Origin of the sequence: Pseudomonas sp. WSY_20 (genome assembly GCF_043104335.1) — a bacterium.
Taxonomy (GTDB): Bacteria; Pseudomonadota; Gammaproteobacteria; order Pseudomonadales; family Pseudomonadaceae; genus Aquipseudomonas; species Aquipseudomonas parafulva_B.
The window spans coordinates 1-24,570 of record NZ_JBICKP010000014.1 but is presented as its reverse complement, the minus strand read 5'-3'; the positions used below and the strand labels follow the sequence as shown (position 1 = coordinate 24,570).

Here is a 24,570-nt window from a genome sequence, read left to right as displayed (position 1 = left end):
CCGCGCCTGGCGCGGCGGGATCAATGCGACTGGATGTCGCGCTTGGCCAACTGCGCCTGTTCGGTGAAGTCATCTTCTGGCAGTGCAGGAAGCTCCTTGGCACAGTAATCGCTGCCCATTCGCGTGAGCGCCCCGCACATACCCTCCAGGCGCTCATCGACGGCCTGCAGATGATCGAGCATCTGGCCAATGGCGCGGGCGACCGGGTCAGGCATATCGCCACTGACCCCATAGGCATCGAAACCGATCTTCTCGGCCATGGCCTTGCGCCGTGCCTCGACATCGCCCTGCTCGTCCTTGACGATGATGCGCCCGGGGATGCCGACAGCCGTCGCACCGGCGGGCACGGCCTTGGTCACGACCGCGTTGGAACCGATCTTGGCCCCAGCACCCACGGTGAATGGCCCCAGCACCTTCGCCCCTGCCCCGACCACCACGCCATCTTCGAGCGTTGGATGGCGCTTGCCTTTATTCCAGCTGGTGCCGCCCAGCGTTACGCCTTGGTAGAGCGTGACGTCGTCACCAATCTCGGCGGTTTCGCCAATGACGATGCCCATGCCGTGGTCGATGAAGAACCGCCGACCGATGGTGGCGCCCGGGTGAATCTCGATACCGGTCAACCAGCGACCGAAGTTGGACACCAAGCGTGCCAGCCACTTGAAATCCCGCCGCCACAGGGCATTGCCCAACCGGTGCAGCCAGATGGCATGCATGCCGGGGTAGCAGGTCAGCACCTCGAAAGCGTTGCGCGCCGCCGGGTCACGGTGGAATACACTTTGAATATCTTCACGCAGACGTTCCAGCATCTGTCAGTCCTTCCGTTTATGCGGCTCACCCCGGACCACCTTCTGGGTCTCGGTAAGAATGCCGCGCAAAATGCTCATTTCCGTGCGCTCCACTGCCACCCGACCGTATAGCCGGCGAAGCCGCGGCATCAGGTGCTTGGGCTTGTCGGGGTCAAGGAAGCCAATGCCAACCAGGGTTTTCTCCAGGTGGTCGTAGAACAGCTCCATCTCATCCATGGTCGCCAAGGCATCGGCGTCGGGCTTCTCGACCTGGGCCGGCGAGCGGTCGGTCGCAAGGCTGGCCAGGCGCACTTCATAGGCAAGCACCTGAACGGCGGCGGCCAGGTTCAGCGAACTGAATTCCGGGTTGGACGGAATATGCACATGGAAGTGACATCGCTGTAGCTCTTCGTTGGTCAGCCCGGCATGCTCGCGCCCGAACACCAGGGCGATCTGCTCGCCCCCGGCGGCGTGCTGCACTGCCTTGTCGCCGCACTCACGAGGGCCGATGAGCGGCCATGGGATGCTGCGCTCGCGTGCGCTGGTGCCCATCACCAGGTTGCAGCCGACCAGCGCCTGCTCCAGGCTGTCGACAACGACGGCGTCATTGAGCACATCGTCCGCGCCGGAGGCGCGAGCACTGGCCTCTTCGGCAGGAAACTGCCTGGGCTGCACCAGCACCAGACGCGACAAGCCCATGTTCTTCATGGCGCGCGCAGCGCCGCCGATATTGCCGGGGTGGCTGGTATTGACCAGCACGACACGAATATTCTGCAGCAAGGTCTCGTGCTCACAGTGGCGGAAATCAGGGCCTGGAATCTTACAGAACCGACAGGCGTAACGCCACGCACGCGAATGCGCACTTCTGCCGCCCTATTTTTCTGATAGAATGTTCGGCTTTCTTCTTTAACATCTCCAGGTGACCCGCCCATGCAGCCTATGCTGAATATCGCCCTGCGCGCCGCTCGCAGCGCCAGTGAACTGATCTTCCGCTCCATCGAACGCCTGGATAGCATCAAGGTCGATGAGAAAGAGGCCAAGGACTACGTTTCCGAAGTCGATCGTGCCGCCGAACAGAGCATCGTCAATGCTCTGCGCAAGGCCTACCCGAACCACTCCATCCTGGGCGAGGAAACCGGCCTGCACGCCGGCTCCGGCGAAGAAGGCAAGGACTACCTGTGGGTCATCGACCCGCTGGACGGCACCACCAACTTCCTGCGCGGCATCCCGCACTTCGCCGTCAGCATCGCCTGCAAGTACCGTGGCCGCCTCGAACACGCCGTGATCGTCGACCCGGTTCGCCAGGAAGAATTCACCGCCAGCCGTGGCCGTGGCGCCCAGCTCAATGGTCGCCGCCTGCGCGTCAGCTCGCGTACCAGCCTGGACGGCGCCCTGCTGGGCACCGGCTTCCCGTTCCGGGACAATCAGATGGCCGACCTGGACAACTACCTGGGCATGTTCCGTAGCCTGATCGGCCAGACCGCCGGCATCCGCCGCGCTGGCTCAGCGAGCCTGGACCTGGCCTATGTTGCCGCAGGCCGTTTCGATGCATTCTGGGAGTCGGGCCTTTCCGAATGGGACATGGCCGCAGGCGTGCTCCTGATTCAGGAAGCGGGCGGCCTGGTGAGCGACTTCAATGGCGGCCATGACTTCCTCGACAAAGGTCACATCGTCGCCGGCAACATCAAGTGCTTCAAGGCAGTACTGACTGCCATCCAACCGCACCTGCCAGAAAGCATGAAGCGTTGAACATTTGACGCAGGAAAACAAAAGCACCCCTCGGGGTGCTTTTTTCATGCCTGCAAGCCATGCATCAGTGGCGCCGGCACAGGGCCAACGCCGGCAGCAAGATCACTGACCCGCGTCGCTGAGAATCAACTTGCCGTTCTTGTCCACCGGAATGGTGGGCCCTGGCTCACGATTCATTTTCACCTGGCCGACCTGATCGCCGATGGTGTACTTGACGTTGTAGCCCACCACTTTTTCACTGACGTCATTGACCGTGTTGCAGCGGGTCTGGGTCGTGGTATAGGTGTCACGCTGCTGCATGCCCTCCTGCACCTTGTTGCCCGCATAACCACCCCCCACCGCACCGGCCACGGTCGCGATTTTCTTGCCGGTGCCGCCGCCGATCTGGTTGCCCAACAGGCCACCGGCCAGCGCGCCGACCACGGTGCCGGCGATTTGATGCTGATCCTTGACTGGCGCTTGGCGAGTAACGGTCACGTCCTTGCACACTTCGCGCGGGATCTTGACCTGCTGCTTGATCGGCTGCACGTCGGTGACCTGAGCATACTCAGGCCCTTTGTTCACCAAGCTGTAGGTCGCCACAGCACCTCCGGCAGTGACACCGACAGCACCTAGCACCGCACCCACCAGCATTGATTTATTCACGTGAACCTCCTGATCGTACATACGGGACTTGGCCCGCTTTCTCCTTGCCTTGGAGCAAAAAAAAGGGCGCGAGTTCAACACTCGCGCCCTTTCGTCCGCCAAGCGGAGCGTCAGTGGGTCATGGACGGTCGTCCACACCCTCGGTCTTGGCCGGCGGAATCAGGTCTTCGCTGTTCAGGTTGAGCCAGATCAGCACCACGTTGGCGATATAGATCGACGAGTAGGTACCGGCCATGACGCCGATGAACAGTGCCAGCGAGAAGCCAAACAGGTTGTCACCGCCGAAGAACAGCAAGGCAGCAATGGCCAGCAAGGTGGACACCGAAGTCGCCACGGTACGCAGCAACGTCTGGGTGGTGGAGACGTTGATGTTTTCGATCAGAGACGCCTTGCGCATGACCCGGAAGTTCTCGCGCACCCGGTCGAACACGACGATGGTGTCGTTGAGCGAGTAGCCGATAATGGCCAGCACCGCCGCCAGCACCGTCAGGTCGAAGGTGATCTGGAAGAACGACAGAATGCCCAGGGTCACGATCACGTCGTGGATCAGCGAGATGATGGCCCCCACAGCGAATTTCCACTGGAAGCGGAACGCCAGGTAGATAAGGATGCCACCCAGCGCCAGGAGCATGCCCATGCCGCCCTGGTCACGCAGCTCTTCACCCACTTGCGGGCCGACGAACTCAACACGCTTGACGGTGGCAGGGTTGTCACCGCCTGCCTTCTGCAGGGCCGCGGCTACCTTGTTGCCCAGCTGCGGGTCGTCACCCGGCATGCGCACGAGCAGGTCGGTGGTGGCACCGAAGCTCTGCACCACTGCTTCGTGGAAACCCGACTCGACCAGCTCGGCCCGCACCGCCTTGAGATCGGCCGGGCGCTCGTAGGTCAGCTCGATCAACGTGCCGCCGGTGAAGTCCAGGCCAAAGTTCAGGCCCTTTTGCCACCAGCTGAACAGGGCCAGCACGGTGAGCAGTACGGTGACGCCGAAGGCGACATTGCGTACGCCCATGAAATTGATGGTTTTCATCGCAGCTCCCTCAAACCCACAGCTTCTTGATGTCACGCCCGCCACAGGTCAGGTTGACCATTGCGCGGGTCACCATGACGGCGGTGAACATCGAGGTGAAAATCCCGAGGGACATGGTGACCGCAAAGCCCTTGACCGGGCCGGTACCCATGGCGAACAGGATACCGCCGACCAGCAGGCTGGTCAGGTTGGCGTCGATGATCGCGGTATAGGCGCGGTTGAAACCTTCATGGATGGCGCGCTGCACCGACATGCCGGCTTTGAGCTCTTCGCGGATACGCGAGAAGATCAGTACGTTGGCGTCCACCGCCATACCCATGGTCAGTACGATACCGGCAATACCCGGCAGGGTAAGGGTGGCGCCAAGCAACGACATCAGGGCCAGCAGCAGCACCATGTTACCCGCCAGGGCGATGGTGGCTATGACACCGAAGCCGCGGTAGATGGCAATGATGAACAGCGAGACGAACAGCATACCCCACAGCGAGGCGTCGATGCCCTTGGTGATGTTGTCGGCACCCAGGCTTGGGCCGATGGTACGCTCTTCGGCAAAGTACATCGGTGCGGCCAGGCCACCAGCACGCAGCAGCAGGGCCAGCTCGGACGATTCGCCCTGGCCGTTCAGCCCCGTGATACGGAACTGGCTACCCAGCGGCGACTGGATGGTCGCCAGGCTGATGATCTTCTTCTCTTCCTGGAAGCTCTGGACCGCAACGTCCTTCTCGACACCGTCGACCGTCTGCTTCACGTAGCGCGTGACAGGCTTCTGCTCGATGAAGATCACCGCCATGCTGCGACCGACGTTGCTGCGGGTAGCGCGGCTCATCAGTTCGCCGCCATGCCCGTCCAAACGAATGTTCACCTGCGGGCGGCCATGCTCATCGAAGCTGGCCTGGGCGTCGGTCACCTGGTCACCGGTGATGATCAGGCCACGCTCGACGGGCGCCGAACGCCCCCCTTCACGGAACTCGAACACTTCGGTGGTGGCTTTGGACGCGCCCGGCTCGGCACCGAAACGGAACTCCAGGTTCGCCGTCTTGCCCAGGATACGCTTGGCTTCGGCAGTGTCCTGCACACCCGGCAGCTCGACCACGATGCGGTTGGCGCCCTGGCGCTGCACCAGTGGCTCGGCGACGCCCAGCTCGTTGACACGGTTGCGCACGGTGGTGAGGTTCTGCTTGATCGAGTATTCGCGAATCTCGGCCACTTTCGCCTGAGACAGCGCCAGACGCAGCACGGCGAGGTCGTTGCGCTCGGTGGTGGTCAGGTCGAAATCGTTGAAATTCTTGCGGATCAGGGCGCGTGCCTGTTCGCGTGTAGCATTGTCAGCAAAGCCGAGCATGATGCCGCCGTCCTGCTGCGGCAGGCTGCGGTAGCGGACCCGCTCCTTGCGCAGCAAGGTCTTGACCTCGCCTTCGTAGACTTTCATGCGGGCGCTCATGGCCTTGTCCATGTCCACTTCAAGCAGGAAGTGCACGCCACCGGACAGGTCCAGGCCCAGCTTCATGGGGCTGGCACCCAGGTTGCGCAACCACTGCGGGGTGGTTTGTGCCAGGTTCAGCGCCACGACATAGTCATCGCCCAGCGCCTTGCGCACCACATCCTTGGCGGGCAGCTGGTCTTCCTGATTGGTCAGACGAATCAGGCCACTGCCCTTCTCACCCAGGCTCACGCCTTTGACTGCGATGTTCGCCTCGACCAGCGCCTTGCTGACGCGATCGAGATCGGCCTGGTTGACCTGCAGCGCCGAGCTGGCACCGCTGATCTGCACGGCCGGGTCATCCGGGTAGAGGTTGGGAGCGGAATAAATGAAACCGATCGCCAGCACCAGCAGGATCAGTGCGTATTTCCACAGAGGGTATTTGTTCAGCATCACGCCGCCCGTTCAAGACGCGGGGCGCGTTGCGCGCCCCGACTGGAAAAATGAAACCGGTAACTCAGATAGCCTTGAGCGTACCTTTTGGCAGGGTCGCGGCAATGGCGCCCTTCTGGAACTTCAGCTCGACAGTGTCGGACACTTCCAGCACCACGAAATCATCGGCCACTTTGACGATCTTGCCGGCGATACCGCCGTTGGTGACAACTTCGTCACCTTTTTGCAAGTTGCCCAGCAGGTTCTTCTGCTCTTTGGCGCGCTTGGCCTGTGGACGCCAGATCATCAGGTAGAAGATGACCAGGAAACCAACCAGGAAAATCCACTCGAAACCAGTACCGGCGGGGCCGGCGGCAGGGGCTGCAGCGTCCGCGTATGCGGCGGGGATCAAGAAGCTCATGGGTGCACTCCTAATGCAAATATTTTAATAATGGATGCAGACAGTCAGTCCAAGGGCGGTACAACAAGCCCGCGCTTGGCGTAGAAGGCGTCGACGAAGGCGGCCAATTTACCTTGTTGAATAGCCTCGCGTAAACCGGCCATCAAGCGCTGGTAATGGCGCAAGTTATGGATGGTATTCAACATGCTGCTGAGCATTTCGCCGCACTTGTCCAGGTGATGCAGATAGGCGCGGGAGAAGTTGCTGCAGGTGTAGCAGTCACAGGTCGGATCCAGTGGCGATTCATCATGGCGATGGAACGCGTTGCGGATCTTGATCACCCCCGTGTCGACGAACAGGTGGCCGTTGCGCGCATTGCGCGTAGGCATCACGCAGTCGAACATGTCGACGCCGCGGCGCACACCCTCAACGAGATCCTCTGGTTTGCCTACCCCCATAAGGTAACGAGGTTTGTCAGCCGGCATTTGCCCTGGCAAGTAGTCCAGCACCTTGATCATCTCGTGCTTGGGCTCACCCACCGACAGGCCGCCAATGGCCAGGCCGTCGAAGCCGATGTTCTCGAGCCCCTCCAGCGAGCGCATGCGCAGGTCCTGGTACATGCCGCCCTGAACGATGCCGAACAGCGCGGCGGTGTTGTCGGCATGGGCGTTCTTCGAGCGCTGGGCCCAGCGTAGCGACAGCTCCATGGAGGTACGAGCGATGTCGTGCTCGGCAGGGTACGGGGTGCACTCGTCGAAGATCATCACCACGTCCGAGCCCAGGTCGCGTTGCACCTGCATGGATTCCTCCGGGCCCATGAACACCTTGGAGCCGTCCACGGGAGAGGCGAAGGTCACGCCTTCTTCCTTGATCTTGCGCATGGCGCCCAGGCTGAAGACCTGGAAGCCACCGGAATCGGTAAGAATCGGGCCTTTCCACTGCATGAAATCGTGCAGGCCGTTGTGCTTCTTGATTACCTCGGTGCCTGGGCGCAGCCACAGGTGGAAGGTGTTGCCCAGGATCATCTCGGCGCCAATGGCCTCGATGTCACGGGGCAGCATGCCCTTGACCGTGCCATAGGTGCCCACCGGCATGAACGCCGGGGTTTCGACCGTGCCACGGGGGAAGGTGATGCGGCCACGACGGGCCTTGCCGTCGGTGGCCAGCAGTTCGAAGGACATTCGGCAGGTGCGACTCATGCTTGCTCCTCGGGGCCGCGAGGCGCCGGATTGCGGGTGATGAACATGGCATCACCGTAACTGAAGAAGCGGTACCCCTGCTCGACCGCCGCCGCGTAGGCATCCATGGTCTCGGGGTAACCGGCGAAGGCCGAGACCAGCATCAGCAGCGTGGACTCGGGCAGGTGGAAGTTGGTGACCAGCGCATCGACCACGTGGAACGGGCGACCGGGGTAGATGAAGATATCGGTGTCACCGCTGAAGGGCTTGAGCTGGCCATCACGGGCGGCGCTTTCGAGCGACCGCACACTGGTGGTGCCCACGGCGATCACACGCCCGCCACGGGCGCGGCAGGCCTCGATGGCGTCGACCACAGACTGGCTCACTTCGAGCCATTCCTTATGCATGTGGTGGTCTTCGATCTTGTCGACCCGCACTGGCTGGAATGTGCCTGCCCCCACGTGGAGGGTGACGAACGCCTGCTCTACCCCCTTGGCGGCGATCTGCTCGAGCAGTGCTTCGTCGAAATGCAGGCCCGCCGTGGGGGCGGCGACAGCACCTGCCTTTTCGGCGTAGACCGTCTGGTAGCGCTCCCGGTCGGCGCCTTCGTCAGGGCGATCGATGTAGGGCGGCAGCGGCATGTGACCAACCCGGTCGAGCAGCGGCAACACCTCTTCGGTGAAACGCAGCTCGAACAAGGTGTCATGGCGCGCGACCATTTCAGCTTCACCACCACCGTCCACGAGAATGACCGTGCCCACTTTGGGCGCCTTGCTCGCCCGCACGTGAGCCAGCACGCGATGGCTGTCGAGCACGCGCTCGACCAGCATTTCAAGCTTGCCCCCGGACGCCTTCTGGCCGAACAGCCGTGCCGGAATGACCCGGGTGTTGTTGAACACCATCAGGTCGCCAGGGCGCAGGTAGCCGAGCAGATCGGGGAATTGTCGGTGCTCGAGTGCACCGCTTGGCCCATCGAGCACCAGCAGGCGGCTGCCATGGCGCTCGGCCAATGGATGGCGGGCGATCAGGGAATCGGGAAGTTCGAAGGAGAAATCGGCAACGCGCATGATGATGTTCGGTTCGGCAGGGCCGGGAAGTTTAGCCCAAGGAATGAAAATTGACCATGAAAGACGATTGACCGACCGACGGCACCTCTCTATACTGCGCGCCACGCCCTGATGGCGGAATTGGTAGACGCGGCGGATTCAAAATCCGTTTTCGAAAGGAGTGGGAGTTCGAGTCTCCCTCGGGGCACCATCATTTTCCTTGTAAATCAAGGACTTAGAGAAGGGGTAGAAAGAAATTTCTACCCCTTTTTCTATCCAAAAAATCTACCCTTCTCAAACCCATTTCCCTCGGAAAATGCGGCTCCAAGCATCACACCACGCGAAACCAAGATCATACACTCACAAAAAAGTCAATAGATTTTATGGATACTCAAAAACCTTCGCTTCTCCGGCAAGGTCGATTTTTGTGGTTGAACTTGTTCAAGCATGAAAATTGAGCACATATAAATCTTATATAAAAGCACCGATTAAGGTCTAACCCTAAGCTTTAAAATTTGTGAATTATTGTCCGACCTTAAATATATTTTCAATTTACTATTGACACGATATTTTGTTGAATTTAAGCCATTAATTGACGGTCATAAAAATAAAAAACTCAAAAAAATTCATAGAAAAATTAAAATAATATCGGACTCAATTTTCAACCAACTAACGGAATCGGACAAAATACGCAACGTTTTTTATTCTCGGTACTGTTATACACGAAAGAAATTTCAGGCTCTAAAAAGGGCGATTCTATGAGTTTTATTTTTTGGAAAAATTACTGGCCTTCGACGCGTTCCGCCTTATTGGCGAACTTGGTTCGCAATATCCAGATGGTTTTATACGTTCTTAAATGTGCATTTCAACGTGGATGTGAGATTTTAGGTATATGACTATCAACCTGTTGCACATCGCTTGAATTTGACCCATTTAAATCATCGCAGCAGAAAATTTGAAGGGGTTAGGGGTTAGGTCATGCGGGTGTGGGTGTGTACGTGTACGTGTACATGTACGTGTCTTGAAAACCCTAAGGGGTTTCCGCTTTTAAAGCTTTACCAGCTAAGCTCTTTCAGGCATAGCTGGTCTTCCTTGTTTAAGAGTTAAAAACAAGTTTCGCTCGCCTGAAATTTTCAGGGTCTAAATCAGTAATACTCAGTTTAGACTTTGAACACTTAATGGTTGTATTAGCACCACACCGGAACCCTGTTCAACATATATCTCTATATGGCTGGCGGGTTGAGAAATTTCCAGTATCCCCGTTTTATTTCTCTTCGCTTGAACAACGAAACAATCACCTATATCTCCTACATTGTTCAAGGCGTGAATACTGAATTTCTTATAGTTATGGAATTTTTAAGGCAAGAGAGACTTGAAGAGTTAAAATTATATGTTATAACTTTAATTACAAGTTGAAACTGCCGCAATCAGCATCAACGCCGAACCCTGAATACTAACCATATTCGGGGTTCACTTATTTATGTTTTAGCATTTCTATTCTAAAAGTCAAATTATAGTCCGTCTAAATGCTAATACGGTTGTATCTAATTTTTCTTTTGCTTTTCACATCTGCGTTCTTCAACTCTCCATCAATTGGAGCACCTGAACCATCATCATCAATTAGCTTTTGAACATAAGCCGAACATATTTCACGCTCATGGTTATCTAATTGATTAACCTTCTCCGTGATATCATCATACAGAGCCGCGTCTGGAATAATATTTTCGTTATCTTCTAAAACGTCTTGAGCGTGCCTTAAGATTTCAATCCTCTTGTAGTCCGTATGTTTGCCAATAAGGCTTTCAATAAAATTATGGAAATCAGTTTCTACATCTGCAATATGTGCAGCTTCAACTTTTTCTTGATGCTCTGGTGTTGATTGCAATTCGTCAACCCTGTCACTCAATAGATGATTGAATTCTTCTTTCCAAGCTCGACCAGCATTAGCATATGCCGTTGCTATTTCGATATTGATATTAGCGAACTCATCTTGTTCAGATGTTCGTGCATTTTCCATGTTTGAACCAAAGCAGATGCGGCAAGTGATGCTGCCGTGCGTGATGCAAAGCATGCCTGTTGTGACTTTTGACAAAATTTCTTTAAAGCTATCCGCTGGTGATGTTTTGTCACTGAACTCGTCTTCCAACTCATCAAATAAGCTATCGAAATTGCTTTCCTGTTCAACTTGCTTGATAGGCTCTTGTAGCTTCTCTGGTGTGTTTTGAACAGGCATCGGCATGACTGGTGGAGCAATGACAGGCTCAACTGGTTTAGGCTCTTCTACGGCTTCCTTGGCCTGCCATTTCTGAGCTTGCAATTCATAGTCAACTTTTCTTTGCTCAAGCTCTTTCAAGTCTTGTTGAGTGGGTTTATATCCTGACAATGTGAAGCCTTTGGCTTCAAGATTCATCATCTTGAACTCCATCCACATTTTCTTTTTTGCGTAGTCTGGTCCGCTGACATACAGTGGTCCCGGCTTCTTCATGTCAGTTGTAAGACGTTGAAGCCCAGCCTTTATACTGTCTCTTGATAAGTCTTGAAATGTAACTTTTGAAGGGTCTTTATGATATTCAAAAGCCTTCTGGCTGGTAGAGCTTTTAAAGAAATGCTCCACATTGTTGCCGGATTCTTGATATGTAAATTTATTTTCAAGGACCGTTTTGTATTTATTCTTTTTAAGAAACTCAACATCTTCATTTGTAGAAAGGTTTAATTCATCATTGTATCTACGAGATTTTTTTGAATAGTGCTCCATCAATTGACTGAATTGATGCTGCTCTTGAAGCTTGTTTTTTAGCTTCGAGTATTGAATACCCAACTCACTAGCCTTGAATGCTTGGCCTTCTTTTTCTAATGAATAGGCGTTTTGTCCATTCGGGATAATATCAAAGCCTTGCTCGTGTAGGTTAGCAAGGAAAGCAGTAGTTGTGAGTGCATCTTTAAAAGCAATTTCAATTTCTTCTTTGAATGCTTTCTTGTGGGATTTTATACCTCTCACTTCAAGAGATTTTTCGTTGCTGCTCTCTGGCGGCTTTGTTTTTAAGTCAGGATTTAAAGATTTTCTGTTAGTGACTTGAAATAGTCCGTACTTCTTTTCGAGCTCGGTTAGCTTCTGCTCTATGATTAGATAATCATCAACCTGATTATATATTTTATTGTTAAAGTCTCTGGGTGCCCAAATAAAGTGAACGTGAATTTGTTCAGTGTCTGTATGAACAGCAAAAGCATGCTCACGGCTTAATCCGTGAGTAACTGAATAAAGTTCTTTTGCTATGGCAAGGGCTTGTTCTGGTGTAATTTTGTCGGATGGGTCAAATGATACCATTTCGTGAAAGCTGGTATTTTGTTGTTTACCCCTGCAAGCTTTGTCGAGTTTCTTTGCTAAAAACTCGATAAACTCCTGAGTTGTTCCTGTTTGAAGTCTGTTGCTATCTACAAGAGTGGCTTTCTTCAACGCATATCCAAGGGTATTCTGGGTTTCTCCTTTACTTTTCTGCGTGCTGAGTTTTTTTCTAATCATGTTGTCCTTGTGGTAGTTGTTATTTCTTCTTTTGTCTCACGCTCCGTTACTGCTGCATAAACTGCACTCAACAACCTTTTCATTTCTTCAAAGCTTTTTGTATCTATGTTTTTTTGACTGTTAAGCTGCTTAGCAATTTGATTTAAATTATTACCCATGTTTTCAAGATGTTTCACGATATAGTGTATATTTCTATTTAGGTCGGGGTTATTCACCTCGATGATTTTGCAGCCATCAATTCCTATTTTTTCAATGTATTTAGCTTGGCTAATATCTAACGCCTTCGCATTAGCTACAATTTTATCTTTTGCCTCTTTTGAAATCCTAATATTGAGCTGCTCACCGCTTCTTTTCTTTTTGCTCATAGTTACCCTCGTAGTTGGTTTGTGTTTTTTCTGGAATGTCCGAAGGCATTTCAGCTACCTGCTTTTGATTTTATTTTCAAACGAAGTGCAGAAAATCGAGCAGGGAAGTAAGTGAAAAATGTCGAAGACTTTTGAACGGTAGGAGAAAAACGAAGTTTTTATCCTATACATTCCCATTGCTCGCCTTCTTTTTATTGACTTAATATTATTACGCTAACTCAAGTTTAAAAGATTTCAATAGTGTATAGGAACAATAGGCGTTGATGACATGCCTAGGAAGCTACCTAGGACAATGCTTAGGACAGGTATAGGAAATACATAGAAATAAAAAGGCCACCTGATTAGGTAGCCCTTTCACCAAATGATATCAAGCAGCACTGAGAGGACTGAATAGTGTTTGGGCAACCATTAGAAAACCATGCCGCTGTCACTTGCTGACTTCAATCGTTCACCGTGAGGACTTTTATTGAACTGCTGAACCTTCTTATAGGTCATCAACTTCTTAGGACTATCCGCATCGTATTTGCTAGAGAAAGCTTGAAACTCGTTTTCGCCTACGGTTTTGATATGAAGCTGGAGTTCGGGGCTTTCCATTCCGTAGAGTTCAACAAAGCCGGTAATTTCACTCTCTCTGGCAATCATGATTGCTTCTTTACTCACTTGGTCGTAAGTATAAAAGGTTGCCTTAACCATGATGGCATTGCCCAATGAGGTGTCAGCTCGACCAAAATATTTATTATCATAAGCTTCAAAGACTACTCCGCCATTCATTTCCTTAGTCTGGCCAAGCCATTTGTAGCCCTCAATGACCTTAGCTACTGACTTAATAGGACCGGAATATTCAACGCTAGTCCTATCGTGGTCAAGCTCTACTCGTTCATATGCTTGTGCGGTAGATGCCAATGATGAAGCGGACAAAATTACTGAAAAGCACAATCCGATGGTCTTTTTCATTATTAAACTAAGCCTTCCTCAAAAAAAAGTTCCGTCTTCTTCTGCCGACTTTAGTCTTTCACCATAGGGGCTTTTATTGAACTGTTGGACTTTTTTGTAGGTCATCAACTTTTTGGGATTATCAAAGTCATATTTACTGGAAAAAGCTTGGAACTCATTTTCACCTACGGTTTTGATATGCATCTGCAATTCTGGGCTTTCCATTCCGTACAGTTCAACAAAGCCGGTAATTTCACTCTGCCTACCAATCATGATGGCCTCTTTACTTACTTGGTCGTAAGTATAGAAGGTGGCCTTTACCATGATGGCATCTCCCAATGAGGTGTCAGCTCGACCGAAATATTTATTATCATATGCTTCAAAGACTACGCCACCATTCATTTCCTTGGTCTGGCCGAGCCATTTGTAGCCCTCAATGACCTTAGCTACTGACTTAATAGGGCCGGAATATTCAACGCTAGTCCTATCGTGTTCAAGCTCTACTCTTTCGTAAGCCTGAACGGTAGATGCTAAGGATGATGCGGCCAGAACTACTGAAAAACACAATCCGATGGTTTTCTTCATCTCTCTTCCTTGCCATTCAATGAAAATCGGTAAGCCATCACTATGCTACCACAAGGAAAGATTCTAACTCCAGCGTGAAATTTAGACTGAAAACTTGTATTTCAAATTTTCAACAGCTTTCAATTTGGCGGCTGGCGTCGGACCTTCGGAGTATCTATCAAAGGTCATTCTTAGCAGCCCATCTGCTTTGTGACCTACCAAAGATATGATGACAAGGTTCTTAACGTCAGCACGTTCTAACGTTGTGATTACAGTTTTCCGTATGCTGTGGAAAACGCATCGCTTATCAAAGCCAAGCTCTGTTTTGAATACCGAAAACTGATTACCTAAGCCTTTAGATTTAGTTTCATACTTTCCGCCTTTGCTTGTTTTCAACAAATAGCCATCGACCGACGAACTTACAAGCCGCTTTACAGTTTTCATAAGAGCCGGATGAATTGGAACAAAACGAACGGACGCTTGCGTTTTGCCTTCTGTGATGTGGAAACAATCAACGCCATCTTCCCTAACAACTGACGATGTTTTTAAACGGCAAATTTCTTCAATCCTTGCCCCAGTATAAGCTGCTATCTCAATCAAGTCGGCTAGCTGACGCTTACCTTTTTCGACTGCTTTACTATGCAACATGTTAACTTCATCAGCCGTGAATGCTCGTCTTTCGTCCTCTTTGAGCGTTCCACGTCTGACCTGACTTAACTCATGACTCTTAAAAGGGTTGATTGGGTAACGCTCTTTGAATGGCGGTTCTTTTTTTATCAAGAAATTATAGAAGGCATTAAACGAAAACAGATACTGTTTCTTGGTCTTCGGCTCGAGATTTTTTGATATCAAGAATGCAGCAACTGCTTCATAGTCTAGAAGCAAGTTTTCCGATTTTAAAAAAGCATCAAGAGCCTTAATCCTCTTAATATGTCTATCAACGGTATTCAAGTCAACTTTACGTTGATTTAGTTCATAGTTATAGAAAGCATCAAGGCGACTTTTAAAAAATGGGGTTTTGGGTGAGTAATCTGAGCGACCAGCAGCAATATCAATTGCTTCATTAACAAGGTCGATGCTCAGCTTTTTGTCATGTGCATATTGGATGACTTCAAAACCCATTTTTGTTTCGTTGGTGGCGGGTTTTCCTTGAACTTTATCAAGATTTATTGCCCGTTGATGCTTTTCAACTATTTGAAGAACATCATCACGGAAATTACCAATTTCACCGTTACGGGCTTTTTCAATTTCGGCTTTCCATTGATGCAACCATCTTAATTTAAGAACATGGGCTTCCGAGCGGTTGCCGGTTTTGAGACTTTTAGTCAGAACCTTACGCCCGGCGAAGGCTTCCCGTGCTGCTTCTGGAACGTCCAGACGGACGTGGTAGGTGCCAGATTTCAGGACTAAAAAATCGGTCATAGCAGCAGCCCTTGGCTAGTGATTTCTACCCAAAATTCTATCCAAAATTTCTACCCAAAGCCACTGTAAGCCTTTAAACACGCGGCCTTACTGGCTTGCAGCATGATTATGAGGGAGTTCGAGTCTCCCTCGGGGCACCAAATCCGAAAAGCCGACCTTAAATGGTCGGCTTTTTTTTGCGCCGTGAAAACCGCTCAGTGCATCACATTTGCCTGGCGTCAGCCTATTGATTCGCTGGTGCCTGAACATGAAGCAATGCTATTGGCCAGTGGCCATACCCTCCGCCTACTCTCATTTCGTCGGATAACAACCGAACGCATTGCCTAACTGATGGCATTTAGCCATAGTGCGACTCCCCTCAACCCCCTCCTCTTGTGTGATCAATGAAAACAACCGCGCCCTGTATGGCGGCAATGATGCTGCTGAGTGGGTGCAATGGAGTGCCAACGTCCTACGTTTCAGACCCGGTCTACAGTCAAGCTTTCGTGGTGACGTCCGGAGCGCCGCTGCCCATGCTGCTGATGGCAAGCGCCATCCAGTGGAATGCGGATTATGCAGTCACCGCCAAACACACCCCTTTCCTGCGCAACGTGGTCCATGAAGGCCTGGGCGATGTGGTGTTCTTCAAGCACAAGGCCAGTGAAATACCGCGTTGGCGTCAATATGTGCCTGGAGAAGCGGTGACGGCGGTGGGTTACAACAGCTTGATGATGCCCGTGCAGGGCAAGGGCCACGCGCTCTCGTCACTGGTCCGGCTCGATGGCACCCCTGGCAGCGTGTTCTATTCGGTGCACGACGGGCCGATCACCAAGGGGATGTCTGGCGGCCCGGTATTCGCCGATGACGGTAACGTGGTAGGCATCAACATCGCCATCATCCCCACCAGCGGCATTGATGCCGTCAGGCGACCGGATCTGGTGGGCAAGGACCGGGTCAGTGTGTTCATGTCCTTCAGCGAGATCGACAAGGAGTGGCGGCGCTACCAGTACATGCTGGCGCGCAAGTCCAAGCCTCAGGCCCCAACGTCGGTCAAAGGCTTTGTGGCTGTGGCTGCAAAACCCTGATCAGGCGGGTTCAGAGGCCTGGGGCGCCAGGACGATGCAATTTCGCCCGGCGCGCTTGGCGGCATACAACGCCATATCGGCGGCATGCAGCCAGGCTTGGGCATCGGTAATACCTGCATGGTAAGGGGCGATACCGATGCTCAGGCTCAAGTTAAGGTGCGGCAGCGCTGGGTCGCGGAACGCCTCCACGGCCAGGCGCAGCCGCTCAAGCACTTCCCTTGCCTGCCCTGGCGTCGTGTCAGGCAGCATCACGCAGAATTCGTCCCCGCCATAGCGCGCCGCAGGGTCATGCTTGCGCAAGTGCAAGGAAAGCGTGGCACTGATCACCCGCAGGATATTGTCACCCACCTGATGGCCATGACGGTCATTGATCTGCTTGAAGTGGTCGACGTCGATCAGGGCAAGGCAACTGCTCCCTGTGCTAGCTCGGCAACGTGCAAATTCGCCCAGCAGCAGTTCCTGCCACGCCCCGTGATTGCGCAAGCCCGTGAGGCTGTCGGTCTGGCTCAGGCGGGCCAGTGCACGTTTATGCTGGCCCAACTGGACGGTCACCTGATAGCAGATCATGCCGATGGCCATGGGGTAGATCAGCAGGATCGGCAGGCACGCCAGCATCTGCGCCTGCGTGGTGGCCGGAAAAAGCGGCGGCGCGAACAGCCATAGGCCCAGGGCGATGCCGACACCCTGGGCAAGTACCGTTTTCATGAATAGGGGCCAGCCACCGGCCGCAATCTTGTCCATGGCGATCATCGACAGGATGATCACGCTGGGCAGTGGGTTGAGCCCCATGACACCCGCCCAGCAACCCCCGGCGAAGCCATCGACCACCAAGTTGCGCTGCTCGGCCTTGTAGGGCTGGGCGGATACCCGAGCAATCTGAAACGCCAGGTGCGGCCAGACAAAACCGTGTGCCAGTAACAGCGCCCACACCCATCCCCCTGGCTGCAATGGCGCGATTCCGATCATCACACAAAAGAAGCCTAGGCCAGTTCCGATGGCGCGTGGGGCATACATGCGTTTGGCGAAGGAAAGGCCCGTGCCGGTGCGCTCGATCATGGTGGGATACCGAGAAGATAAGGCTGAAGGTGCACGGTACAACTGCGAAGCATGTGCATGCTGAGGCAAGGCATTGTGCCACCATCCAAATCAGGCCGGCAAACGCGTCTGGATGAAATGCATACACTCATTTGGGATGTCGCCTCAGCACCTGTCAGCCCCACATGCGCTGCCACAACCTCATCCAGAACCTTCGGCGCGACCCGACGTCCCATCCAAGGTCCTGAACCGTTTAAGGTGCGCCATTTGAAAGACGTCATCCTCCGCAAATACCGCTTGGTCGTGAAAACCTTCGGCTACATCGGTTGGTCACTGTTCTGGCTGCTGATCTGGGACGTACTGGTCACTATTGATTTCATGCTCTTTCTCAACAGCAAGTTCACTCTGCCCCTGATACCGCTTTCGCTGATGGGTTCGGCGCTGGTTGTGCTGGTAAGCTTTCGTAACAGCAGCGCCTACAACCGCTGGTGGGAGGCACGTACTTTGTGGGGTGCCCTGGTCAACAGTTCCCGCAGCTTTGCCCGCCAGACGCTGACCCTGATCGATGACCCCGACGAGGGGCTCAATCCGGTCAAGGCGACCCTGCTGCGTCGGCACATCGCCTACATCAACTGCCTGGCAGCGCACCTGAAAGGGGAGAAATGCCCGCAGGAGCTGGTGGCGTTTATCCCTGAGGCAGAATTCGAGCGGCACCACGGCTCCAACAATTTTGCCAATGACATCTTGAGTGGTTCGGCCGCGTTACTGGCCAGGGAATATCAGGAGGGCCGGCTGGACAGCATCCGCTTGGCTCGCCTTGAGTCCACGCTGGTGGACTTGTCCAATGCACAAGGGGGCATGGAGCGAATCGCCAATACGCCACTGCCCTACCCTTATGTTTATTTCCCCCGGTTGTTCATCACGCTGTTCTGCTTGATCGTACCGGTCGGCCTGGTGGAGTCGCTGGAGTGGTTCACGCCCCTGGCCTCCACGGTTGTAGGCTTCATGCTGCTGGCGATCGAGCGCATCGGTACCGACTTGCAGAGCCCATTCCGCTTCAGCGAACACCAGATCCAGATGGATACCATCTGCGAGACGATCGAGCGCAACCTGGAATCGATGCAGCGCGGGGCGCAATCGGCCGAGGCCGTGAGCGCTTGAGAACAGGCAGCGGCCGCAGGGCCGCTGGCCTGATCAGGCCCTTACGAAACGCTGGCGCAGTACATCACTGAGCGCATCGACCAGGAACACCAGCACCAGCATCCCGATGATCACCGTACTGGCCTGGGCTTCCTGAAACAGACTCAAGGTGGTGTAGAGCATCTGCCCCAAGCCTCCAGCACCCACAAAGCCCAGCACACTGGCCATGCGTATATTGTTTTCCCAACGGTACAAGCTGTAGGCCAGCAACTGCGGCCACAGGTTAGGCAAGGTGCCGTAGCAGAAGGCTGCTACCTGCCCCGCGCCTTGCAGGCGAATGGCTGCGGCAGGTTCAGGCGAGGCGTTTTCCAGCGCCTCGGCAAACAGACGCCCCAGTACGCCGGCGGTGTGCAGCGCCAACGCCAGGGTGCCAGCGTTTGGCCCAAGTCCAGCTGCCAGCACGGTCAGCGCGGCCCACACAAGCTCCGGAATGGCGCGCAGCGCATTGAGCAGCAACCGGGCCAGCCCCTGCAACGGCCAGCCAAACCGGCCCGCCGCCGGCATCGCCAGCAACAGGCCCATGACGACGGCCAGCAACGTGCCGATACCGGACATGGCCAGGGTTTCCAATGCGCCATGCGCCACCGCACGCAGATGCTCGCTGGACAGGTCCGGGGTCAGGAACCGTCCGGCATACTCACCCATTTGGGCCAGCCCACCATTGCCGATCAACGCCCCGAAATCCAACCCCAAATAGGCGAACGAACCGACGATGGCTGCCAGCAGCGCGGCCAACAGGGCCAGGTTGATCAGCCGATTCATGCAAGCCTCCCGCGCAATAGGCGGCTGAGCCCATCGGCAAGCATCACCAGGGCCAGGAACGTCAACAACATGCTGGCTACCTCGGCGCCAGCGAACATGCGCATGGACAGGTCGATCTGCTGACCCAGCCCGCCGGCCCCCACGAACCCCATCACCACCGATGCCCGTACTGCACATTCCCACCGGTATACTGTGTAGGACACCGCTTCGCTGACGGCATTGGGCAAGATGCCGTAGAAAAAGGCGGCCAGCCGTCCACTGCCCGCCTGCAATAAGGCGTGGGCGGGCCGCTGGTCCACCGATTCGAAGATTTCCGCATACACCTTGCCCAGCATGCCGCTGTAGGTAATGGCGATTGCCAGCACCCCGGCCGTGGGCCCGAGGCCTACGGCGCGCACGAACAACAGTGCCCAGACGATCTCAGGCACGCTGCGCAGGAAGATCAGCACGCCCCGTACGGGCAGCCGCACCAGGCGCGACCAGGCACCCGGGCGCCCGCCACGTGAGGCAGCGCTCAGGGACAAGGCGCGGCTGGCCAGCAACCCTGCCGGCACGGCCAGCAGCCAGGCTAGCGCCATGCCGGCGGTGGCCACAGCCAAGGTCTGCAGGGTGGCCTCAAGCAACAGCTCGAGAAAGTCGCGCTCATGTGCAGGTGGCCAGAATGCCCCCGTGAAACTCGCCATCTGCTCGCGGTTTTCGGCCTGTAACAGCACGGCCGGGTTCAACTCGCTCAACTGGATACCCGGCCACAGGATCGCAATGGCCAGCAACCCGATCAGTATTCTTGGCGCCATTGCCGGATCACGTTGACTGGCGTTCAGCATCTGGGCAACTGCACGTGGGGGCTCGCATTAAGGCCGTGCTTGGCCACCAGCTGCTCGTTGGCGTACAGCGCTTGCAGCAGCTCATCGGTCACAGCCTCGGCTGGGCAATCAAACAGCACCTGCCCTTCGCGTATGCCGATCACCCGGGGAAAGTGGGCCAGAGCCAATTCGACCGCATGCAGGCTGGCTACCAGCGCCACGCCAGTGGCCTGGGCATGCCGGTTGAGCAGCGCCAGGCTGTGATCGGCCAATACCGGGTCCATCGCCGACACCGGCTCGTCGGCGAGCATGATACGAGGCTGCTGATACAGCACCCGCGCAATACCCACCCGCTGAAGCTGGCCGCCTGACAGTTGACCGCACTGCACGAACAGCTTGTCTGCTAGCCCCAGTTCGGCCAAGACCTGGCGCGCACCAGGCACATCGCAGGGATACAACAGGTTGAGCAGGCTGCGACCAAGCCCCCACTGGCCCAGACGGCCCGCCAGCACGGCAGTGACCACCCGCTGGCGCGGCGGCAGTGGCGGCGCCTGGTGAACCAGACCTACCTGGGCCCGCAGGCGCTGCCGGGCCCCTGCCGACAACGCCCATGGTTGCTGCCCGAGCACCTCCAGACGGCCGCTGCTCGGCCTGGTCGCCGTGGCCATCAGGTGCAGCAAGCTGGACTTGCCCGCCCCCGACGGGCCGATGATGGCGACGCGCTCAGCCTGCGCGATGCGCAAGGTCACGCCCTCCAGGGCGCGCACCGCGCCATGCCGCAAGCTTGCGCCTTGCAGCGCGATGACTGCTTCAGAAGGCACGGCAGACGTCACTTGAGCAAGCCAGCCTCGCGGGCGGCTTGCTCGGTGCCCGCGTAGTTTTCCGGCTTGGTTTCGATGAAGCGGCTGGCTGCCTGCAGGTCGAGAATGGCTTTCTGCTCTGGATCGGCGGGGTCAAGGTTCAGGAAGGCCTGTTTGATCTTTTCCTTGAGGGCCGGGTCCATGTTGCCACGCACCGTCCAGTTGTAGTCGAAATAGGTCGGGGTCGTGGCGAACACGCGCACCTTGGCGGTATCGACCTTGCCGGCGTCCACCAGTTTCTGCCAAACGCTGGCGTTGAGCACACCGGCATCGACCTTGCCAGCCTGTACCCAGGCCACGGTGGCGTCGTGGGCACCGGAATAGGCTACGCGGCTGAAGTACCCTTCAGGTTTGATGTTGTCCTGCTTGAGCATGAAATAGCGTGGCATCAAGCTACCGGACGTGGAAGAAATGGACCCGAAGGCGAAGGACTTGCCCTTGAGGTCCGCCAGGCTTTTTACTGCAGGGTTGGCAGTGATGAACTTGGAGGTGAATTGGGCGTCCTGCTCGCGTTGCACCAGCGGCGTGGCAGTCGGATCCTTCAGGTGCACCTGCACGAACGTGAACCCGCCCAGCCACGCCAGGTCCAGCCGGTCGGAGGCCAGCGACTCGACCACGGCCGGGTAGTCAGCCACCGGCACGAACTTCACCTGCATGCCCAACTGCTTGGACAAGTATTCGCCCAAGGGTTTGAACTTGCGTTGCAGTTCGGTGGGCGCTTCGTCGGGAATGGCGCTGACACGCAGTGTCTCTGCGGCCTGGACGGCCAGGGCACAGCAGGACAGCACGAGGCTGGCGGCGAGCGCCAAGGGACGTTTGAGCATGGGTTTCTCCGGTTCAATAGCGGGGAATGGGGTGAGTTCGAGGCTGCGCGCAATAACAGGCAGTGCAGGTGGGCTGCCTTGCCGACGTGCAGTTTGCAGCTCGATGCGAGTCATTGACCCGAAGATTATAAGAGCCGCAGGCCCAATGACCAGCTTTGCTACAATCGCGCGATAAATTGACCTGCCGAGGTACACATGAGCGAGCCGATTCGCCTGACCCAGTACAGCCACGGTGCCGGCTGTGGCTGCAAGATATCCCCCAAGGTGCTGGACGTCATCCTGGCCGAAAGCGGTGCCCAGGCCCTGGACCCGAAGCTCTGGGTCGGCAATGCGTCGCGCGACGATGCCGCCGTGTATGCCCTGGACGAGGAGCGCGGTGTGGTGTCGACCACCGACTTCTTCATGCCCATCGTCGATGACCCCTACGATTTCGGCCGCATCGCGGCAACCAACGCCATCAGCGATATCTACGCCATGGGCGGTGATCCCCTGATGGCCATCGCCATCCTGGGCTGGCCCGTCAACGTCCTGGCACCAGAGGTTGCCCGTGAGGTGATCCGCGGTGGCCGGGCGGTATGCGCCGAAGCCGGTATCCCGCTTGCCGGTGGTCATTCCATCGATGCACCCGAGCCGATTTTCGGCCTGGCGGTGACCGGCGTGGTCAGCAAGCGCCATCTCAAGCGCAACGACACCGCCACGGCGGGCTGCCGCCTGTATCTGACCAAGCCCCTGGGCATCGGCATCCTCACCACCGCCGAGAAGAAAGCCGTGCTGCGCGAGCAGGATCGAGGCGTGGCGCGCGACTGGATGTGTACCCTGAACACACCAGGCAGCCGCTTTGGCAAGCTCGACGGGGTCAAGGCCATGACGGACGTCACCGGGTTCGGCCTGCTAGGCCATCTGGTTGAGCTTGCAGAAGGCAGCGGCCTGACCGCACACCTGGACTACGCCAAGGTGCCCCGCCTGCCGAGGGTCGAGCACTACCTCGCCGCCGGCTGCATTCCAGGGGGGACGCTGCGCAACTTCGAGAGCTACGGGCACAAGCTAGGCGCGCTCAGTGACGATCAGAAGCACTTGCTGTGCGACCCGCAGACCAGCGGCGGGCTGCTGGTGGCCGTAACCCCGGAAGGTGAGGACGCATTTCTCGCGGCAGCTGCTGACCTGGGCTTGCAGCTGTCGCCTATCGGCTACCTGGCGGAGCGACAGCGCCACGCAGTCGAGGTCGTCTGATGCGGCCCGACTGCACTGATTTCCGCCAGTTGTTCCTTGACGATGTGCCGATGATGGACATGCGTGCGCCCGTCGAGTTTGCCAAAGGCGCCTTTCCCGGCGTGGTCAACCTGCCCCTGATGAACGATGTGGAACGGCAGAAGGTTGGCACCTGCTACAAGCAGCAGGGCCAGGCTGCCGCCATCGCCCTGGGTCATCAACTGGTGGGCGGCGCCACCAAGCAGGCTCGTCTGGAGGCGTGGGTGGCATTCACCCAGGCTCACCCGGAAGGCTATCTGTATTGCTTTCGTGGCGGCCTGCGCTCGCAGATCGTCCAAGGGTGGTTGCGCGATGAAGCCGGTATTCGCTACCCGCGTATCACCGGGGGCTACAAAGCGATGCGCAACTACCTGCTCGAGACCACGGAGCAGGCCGTAAGCGAGTGCGATTTCGTGTTGGTTGGCGGCTTGACCGGTACTGGCAAGACCGATGTGCTGCAACAGCTGGGCAACGTACTGGACCTTGAAGGCCATGCCAATCATCGCGGGTCGAGCTTTGGCAAACGCGCCACCGGGCAACCGGCTCAGATCGACTTCGAGAACCAGCTGGCCATCGATGTGCTTAAAAAGCGCGCGCAAGGCATTGGCCAGTTCGTGCTAGAGGATGAAGGCCGCATCGTTGGCAGCTGCACGGTGCCTTTGTCTTTGTATCAGCGCATGCAGCACTACCCGCTGGTGTGGCTGGAGGACAGTTTCGATGGCCGGGTCGAGCGCATCCTGCGTGACTATGTCATCGACCTCATTGCCGAATTCATCGCCCTGCATGGCGAGCAAGCCGGGCAGCAATTGTTCGCGCAGCGCATGTTGCAGAGCATGGCCAACATCCGCAAGCGCCTGGGCGGTGAGCGCCATCAGCGGCTCACGGCGCTGCTTGAGCAGGCCCTGGGAGAGCAATTGCGTAGTGGCTGCGTGGACCTGCACCGAGGCTGGATCGAGGGGTTGCTCAACGAGTACTACGACCCGATGTATGCCTATCAGCGTGAGGCGAAGGCCGAGCGGATCGAGTTTGTTGGGGATGCTGTGCAGGTGCGGGAGTATCTGGAGCAACGCGCGCGGCGAGGGATAGGATTGAGTCAAGCAGCCCGATTAGGTTAGCAACTCTCAGCTCTCGACCCTACTCATCTCTTGATCTTGATCTTGATCTTACTCTTGCTCTTGATCTTGCTCTTGCTCTTGCTCTTGCTCTTGCTCTTGCTCTTGATCTTGCTCTTGCTCTTGCTCTTGCTCTTGCTCTTGCTCTTGATCTTGATCTTGCTCTTGATCTTGAT

General features: G+C 55.8%; 23 protein-coding genes and 1 tRNA gene. 6 read left to right on the top strand and 18 right to left on the bottom strand.

Translation table 11 applies throughout. The features are described 5' to 3' along the window. Positions 1-20 precede the first annotated feature (20 nt). Together cysE and trmJ are read right to left on the bottom strand one after the other, a co-directional pair. The gene (gene cysE, locus ACF8E5_RS02260; protein ID WP_326383371.1) at positions 21-806 is read right to left on the bottom strand and encodes a serine O-acetyltransferase; all 786 of its coding nucleotides are present in this window, start codon (positions 804-806) and stop codon (positions 21-23) included. Positions 807-809: 3 nt separating this feature from the next. Beyond that, a complete protein-coding gene (gene trmJ / locus ACF8E5_RS02255; RefSeq protein ID WP_145255812.1) occupies positions 810-1,565 on the bottom strand; it encodes a tRNA (cytosine(32)/uridine(32)-2'-O)-methyltransferase TrmJ in 756 nt (251 codons plus the stop codon). A 150-nt stretch (positions 1,566-1,715) separates the two neighbouring features. On the opposite strand from trmJ, the gene suhB reads away from it, so the two are divergent. Further along, complete coding sequence (suhB, locus tag ACF8E5_RS02250; protein ID WP_058604358.1) at positions 1,716-2,534, top strand: inositol-phosphate phosphatase; 819 nt, start codon at positions 1,716-1,718, stop codon at positions 2,532-2,534. A 102-nt stretch (positions 2,535-2,636) separates the two neighbouring features. On the opposite strand, the gene ACF8E5_RS02245 is transcribed toward suhB, so the two are convergent. From ACF8E5_RS02245 to queA, 6 genes are all read right to left on the bottom strand, one after another. Continuing rightward, the gene (locus ACF8E5_RS02245) at positions 2,637-3,179 is read right to left on the bottom strand and encodes a glycine zipper 2TM domain-containing protein (protein ID WP_392474865.1); all 543 of its coding nucleotides are present in this window, start codon (positions 3,177-3,179) and stop codon (positions 2,637-2,639) included. Between the two features lie 118 nt (positions 3,180-3,297). Further along, a complete protein-coding gene (gene secF, locus ACF8E5_RS02240) occupies positions 3,298-4,206 on the bottom strand; it encodes a protein translocase subunit SecF (protein ID WP_058637451.1) in 909 nt (302 codons plus the stop codon). 10 nt (positions 4,207-4,216) lie between these two features. Further along, complete coding sequence (secD, locus tag ACF8E5_RS02235; RefSeq protein ID WP_392474864.1) at positions 4,217-6,079, bottom strand: protein translocase subunit SecD; 1,863 nt, start codon at positions 6,077-6,079, stop codon at positions 4,217-4,219. Positions 6,080-6,143: 64 nt separating this feature from the next. After that, complete coding sequence (gene yajC, locus ACF8E5_RS02230; RefSeq protein WP_023533309.1) at positions 6,144-6,479, bottom strand: preprotein translocase subunit YajC; 336 nt, start codon at positions 6,477-6,479, stop codon at positions 6,144-6,146. 44 nt (positions 6,480-6,523) lie between these two features. Next, positions 6,524-7,639: a tRNA guanosine(34) transglycosylase Tgt gene (gene tgt, locus ACF8E5_RS02225; protein WP_178091268.1), complete on the bottom strand. Its 1,116-nt coding sequence runs from the start codon at positions 7,637-7,639 to the stop codon at positions 6,524-6,526. A 14-nt stretch (positions 7,640-7,653) separates the two neighbouring features. Then, positions 7,654-8,703, bottom strand: a complete 1,050-nt coding sequence (queA, locus tag ACF8E5_RS02220) for a tRNA preQ1(34) S-adenosylmethionine ribosyltransferase-isomerase QueA (RefSeq protein WP_392474863.1) — start codon at positions 8,701-8,703, stop codon at positions 7,654-7,656. 105 nt (positions 8,704-8,808) lie between these two features. Between queA and ACF8E5_RS02215 the strand changes: the two genes are divergently transcribed. After that, positions 8,809-8,893: transfer RNA gene (locus ACF8E5_RS02215), tRNA-Leu, on the top strand. 1,311 nt (positions 8,894-10,204) lie between these two features. Here the strand turns inward: ACF8E5_RS02215 and ACF8E5_RS02210 are convergent. From ACF8E5_RS02210 to ACF8E5_RS02190, 5 genes are all read right to left on the bottom strand, one after another. After that, positions 10,205-12,202 (bottom strand): relaxase/mobilization nuclease domain-containing protein, encoded by a 1,998-nt coding sequence (locus tag ACF8E5_RS02210; protein WP_392474862.1) that lies wholly within the window; start codon positions 12,200-12,202, stop codon positions 10,205-10,207. Further along, on the bottom strand, positions 12,199-12,567 hold the full coding sequence (locus ACF8E5_RS02205) for a plasmid mobilization protein (RefSeq protein WP_392474861.1): 369 nt from the start codon (positions 12,565-12,567) through the stop codon (positions 12,199-12,201). The genes ACF8E5_RS02210 and ACF8E5_RS02205 overlap by 4 nt, the downstream gene beginning before the upstream one ends. A 408-nt stretch (positions 12,568-12,975) precedes the next feature. Beyond that, positions 12,976-13,521, bottom strand: a complete 546-nt coding sequence (locus ACF8E5_RS02200) for a hypothetical protein (RefSeq protein ID WP_392474860.1) — start codon at positions 13,519-13,521, stop codon at positions 12,976-12,978. Positions 13,522-13,539: 18 nt separating this feature from the next. Next, positions 13,540-14,085, bottom strand: coding sequence for a hypothetical protein (locus ACF8E5_RS02195; RefSeq protein WP_392474859.1), 546 nt, complete (start codon positions 14,083-14,085; stop codon positions 13,540-13,542). Positions 14,086-14,166: 81 nt separating this feature from the next. Next, a complete protein-coding gene (locus ACF8E5_RS02190) occupies positions 14,167-15,486 on the bottom strand; it encodes a tyrosine-type recombinase/integrase (protein ID WP_392474858.1) in 1,320 nt (439 codons plus the stop codon). 416 nt (positions 15,487-15,902) lie between these two features. Here ACF8E5_RS02190 and ACF8E5_RS02185 point away from each other — a divergent pair, with 416 nt between their 5' ends. Further along, on the top strand, positions 15,903-16,550 hold the full coding sequence (locus ACF8E5_RS02185) for a trypsin-like peptidase domain-containing protein (RefSeq protein ID WP_058604354.1): 648 nt from the start codon (positions 15,903-15,905) through the stop codon (positions 16,548-16,550). Here ACF8E5_RS02185 and ACF8E5_RS02180 read toward each other — a convergent pair whose 3' ends face one another. Beyond that, positions 16,551-17,606: a diguanylate cyclase gene (locus tag ACF8E5_RS02180; protein ID WP_392474857.1), complete on the bottom strand. Its 1,056-nt coding sequence runs from the start codon at positions 17,604-17,606 to the stop codon at positions 16,551-16,553. Positions 17,607-17,852: 246 nt separating this feature from the next. Between ACF8E5_RS02180 and ACF8E5_RS02175 the strand changes: the two genes are divergently transcribed. Continuing rightward, entirely contained in the window at positions 17,853-18,746 is an 894-nt protein-coding gene (locus ACF8E5_RS02175) for a bestrophin family protein (protein WP_058637447.1), read from the top strand. A gap of 33 nt (positions 18,747-18,779) precedes the next feature. Here the strand turns inward: ACF8E5_RS02175 and phnE are convergent, their stop codons facing one another. The 4 genes from phnE to ACF8E5_RS02155 are packed head-to-tail and all read right to left on the bottom strand — an operon-like array spanning position 18,780 to position 22,034. Next, complete coding sequence (phnE, locus tag ACF8E5_RS02170) at positions 18,780-19,547, bottom strand: phosphonate ABC transporter, permease protein PhnE (protein WP_392474856.1); 768 nt, start codon at positions 19,545-19,547, stop codon at positions 18,780-18,782. After that, positions 19,544-20,371 carry an ABC transporter permease gene (locus ACF8E5_RS02165; protein ID WP_100852195.1) on the bottom strand — a complete coding sequence of 276 codons (828 nt, stop codon included), beginning with the start codon at positions 20,369-20,371 and terminating at the stop codon, positions 19,544-19,546. Before ACF8E5_RS02165 ends, phnE begins: the two co-directional genes overlap by 4 nt. Further along, on the bottom strand, positions 20,365-21,171 hold the full coding sequence (locus ACF8E5_RS02160) for a phosphonate ABC transporter ATP-binding protein (protein WP_078479450.1): 807 nt from the start codon (positions 21,169-21,171) through the stop codon (positions 20,365-20,367). Before ACF8E5_RS02160 ends, ACF8E5_RS02165 begins: the two co-directional genes overlap by 7 nt. 8 nt (positions 21,172-21,179) lie before the next feature. Next, complete coding sequence (locus ACF8E5_RS02155; RefSeq protein ID WP_058604349.1) at positions 21,180-22,034, bottom strand: putative selenate ABC transporter substrate-binding protein; 855 nt, start codon at positions 22,032-22,034, stop codon at positions 21,180-21,182. Between the two features lie 195 nt (positions 22,035-22,229). On the opposite strand from ACF8E5_RS02155, the gene selD reads away from it, so the two are divergent. Further along, entirely contained in the window at positions 22,230-23,264 is a 1,035-nt protein-coding gene (selD, locus tag ACF8E5_RS02150) for a selenide, water dikinase SelD (protein ID WP_392474855.1), read from the top strand. Continuing rightward, positions 23,264-24,397: a tRNA 2-selenouridine(34) synthase MnmH gene (mnmH, locus tag ACF8E5_RS02145; RefSeq protein ID WP_392474853.1), complete on the top strand. Its 1,134-nt coding sequence runs from the start codon at positions 23,264-23,266 to the stop codon at positions 24,395-24,397. Before selD ends, mnmH begins: the two co-directional genes overlap by 1 nt. Positions 24,398-24,570: the final 173 nt, after the last annotated feature.

Coding starts and splice junctions, on each gene's coding strand:
- cysE (WP_326383371.1), bottom strand. CDS start 806: ATGCTGGAACGTCTGCGTGAAGATATTCAAAGTGTATTCCACCGTGAC.
- suhB (WP_058604358.1), top strand. CDS start 1,716: ATGCAGCCTATGCTGAATATCGCCCTGCGCGCCGCTCGCAGCGCCAGT.
- secF (WP_058637451.1), bottom strand. CDS start 4,206: ATGAAAACCATCAATTTCATGGGCGTACGCAATGTCGCCTTCGGCGTC.
- secD (WP_392474864.1), bottom strand. CDS start 6,079: ATGCTGAACAAATACCCTCTGTGGAAATACGCACTGATCCTGCTGGTG.
- yajC (WP_023533309.1), bottom strand. CDS start 6,479: ATGAGCTTCTTGATCCCCGCCGCATACGCGGACGCTGCAGCCCCTGCC.
- tgt (WP_178091268.1), bottom strand. CDS start 7,639: ATGTCCTTCGAACTGCTGGCCACCGACGGCAAGGCCCGTCGTGGCCGC.
- queA (WP_392474863.1), bottom strand. CDS start 8,703: ATGCGCGTTGCCGATTTCTCCTTCGAACTTCCCGATTCCCTGATCGCC.
- ACF8E5_RS02210 (WP_392474862.1), bottom strand. CDS start 12,202: ATGATTAGAAAAAAACTCAGCACGCAGAAAAGTAAAGGAGAAACCCAG.
- ACF8E5_RS02205 (WP_392474861.1), bottom strand. CDS start 12,567: ATGAGCAAAAAGAAAAGAAGCGGTGAGCAGCTCAATATTAGGATTTCA.
- ACF8E5_RS02200 (WP_392474860.1), bottom strand. CDS start 13,521: ATGAAAAAGACCATCGGATTGTGCTTTTCAGTAATTTTGTCCGCTTCA.
- ACF8E5_RS02195 (WP_392474859.1), bottom strand. CDS start 14,085: ATGAAGAAAACCATCGGATTGTGTTTTTCAGTAGTTCTGGCCGCATCA.
- ACF8E5_RS02190 (WP_392474858.1), bottom strand. CDS start 15,486: ATGACCGATTTTTTAGTCCTGAAATCTGGCACCTACCACGTCCGTCTG.
- ACF8E5_RS02185 (WP_058604354.1), top strand. CDS start 15,903: ATGCTGCTGAGTGGGTGCAATGGAGTGCCAACGTCCTACGTTTCAGAC.
- ACF8E5_RS02180 (WP_392474857.1), bottom strand. CDS start 17,606: ATGATCGAGCGCACCGGCACGGGCCTTTCCTTCGCCAAACGCATGTAT.
- phnE (WP_392474856.1), bottom strand. CDS start 19,547: ATGAATCGGCTGATCAACCTGGCCCTGTTGGCCGCGCTGCTGGCAGCC.
- ACF8E5_RS02165 (WP_100852195.1), bottom strand. CDS start 20,371: ATGCTGAACGCCAGTCAACGTGATCCGGCAATGGCGCCAAGAATACTG.
- ACF8E5_RS02155 (WP_058604349.1), bottom strand. CDS start 22,034: ATGCTCAAACGTCCCTTGGCGCTCGCCGCCAGCCTCGTGCTGTCCTGC.
- selD (WP_392474855.1), top strand. CDS start 22,230: ATGAGCGAGCCGATTCGCCTGACCCAGTACAGCCACGGTGCCGGCTGT.
- mnmH (WP_392474853.1), top strand. CDS start 23,264: ATGCGGCCCGACTGCACTGATTTCCGCCAGTTGTTCCTTGACGATGTG.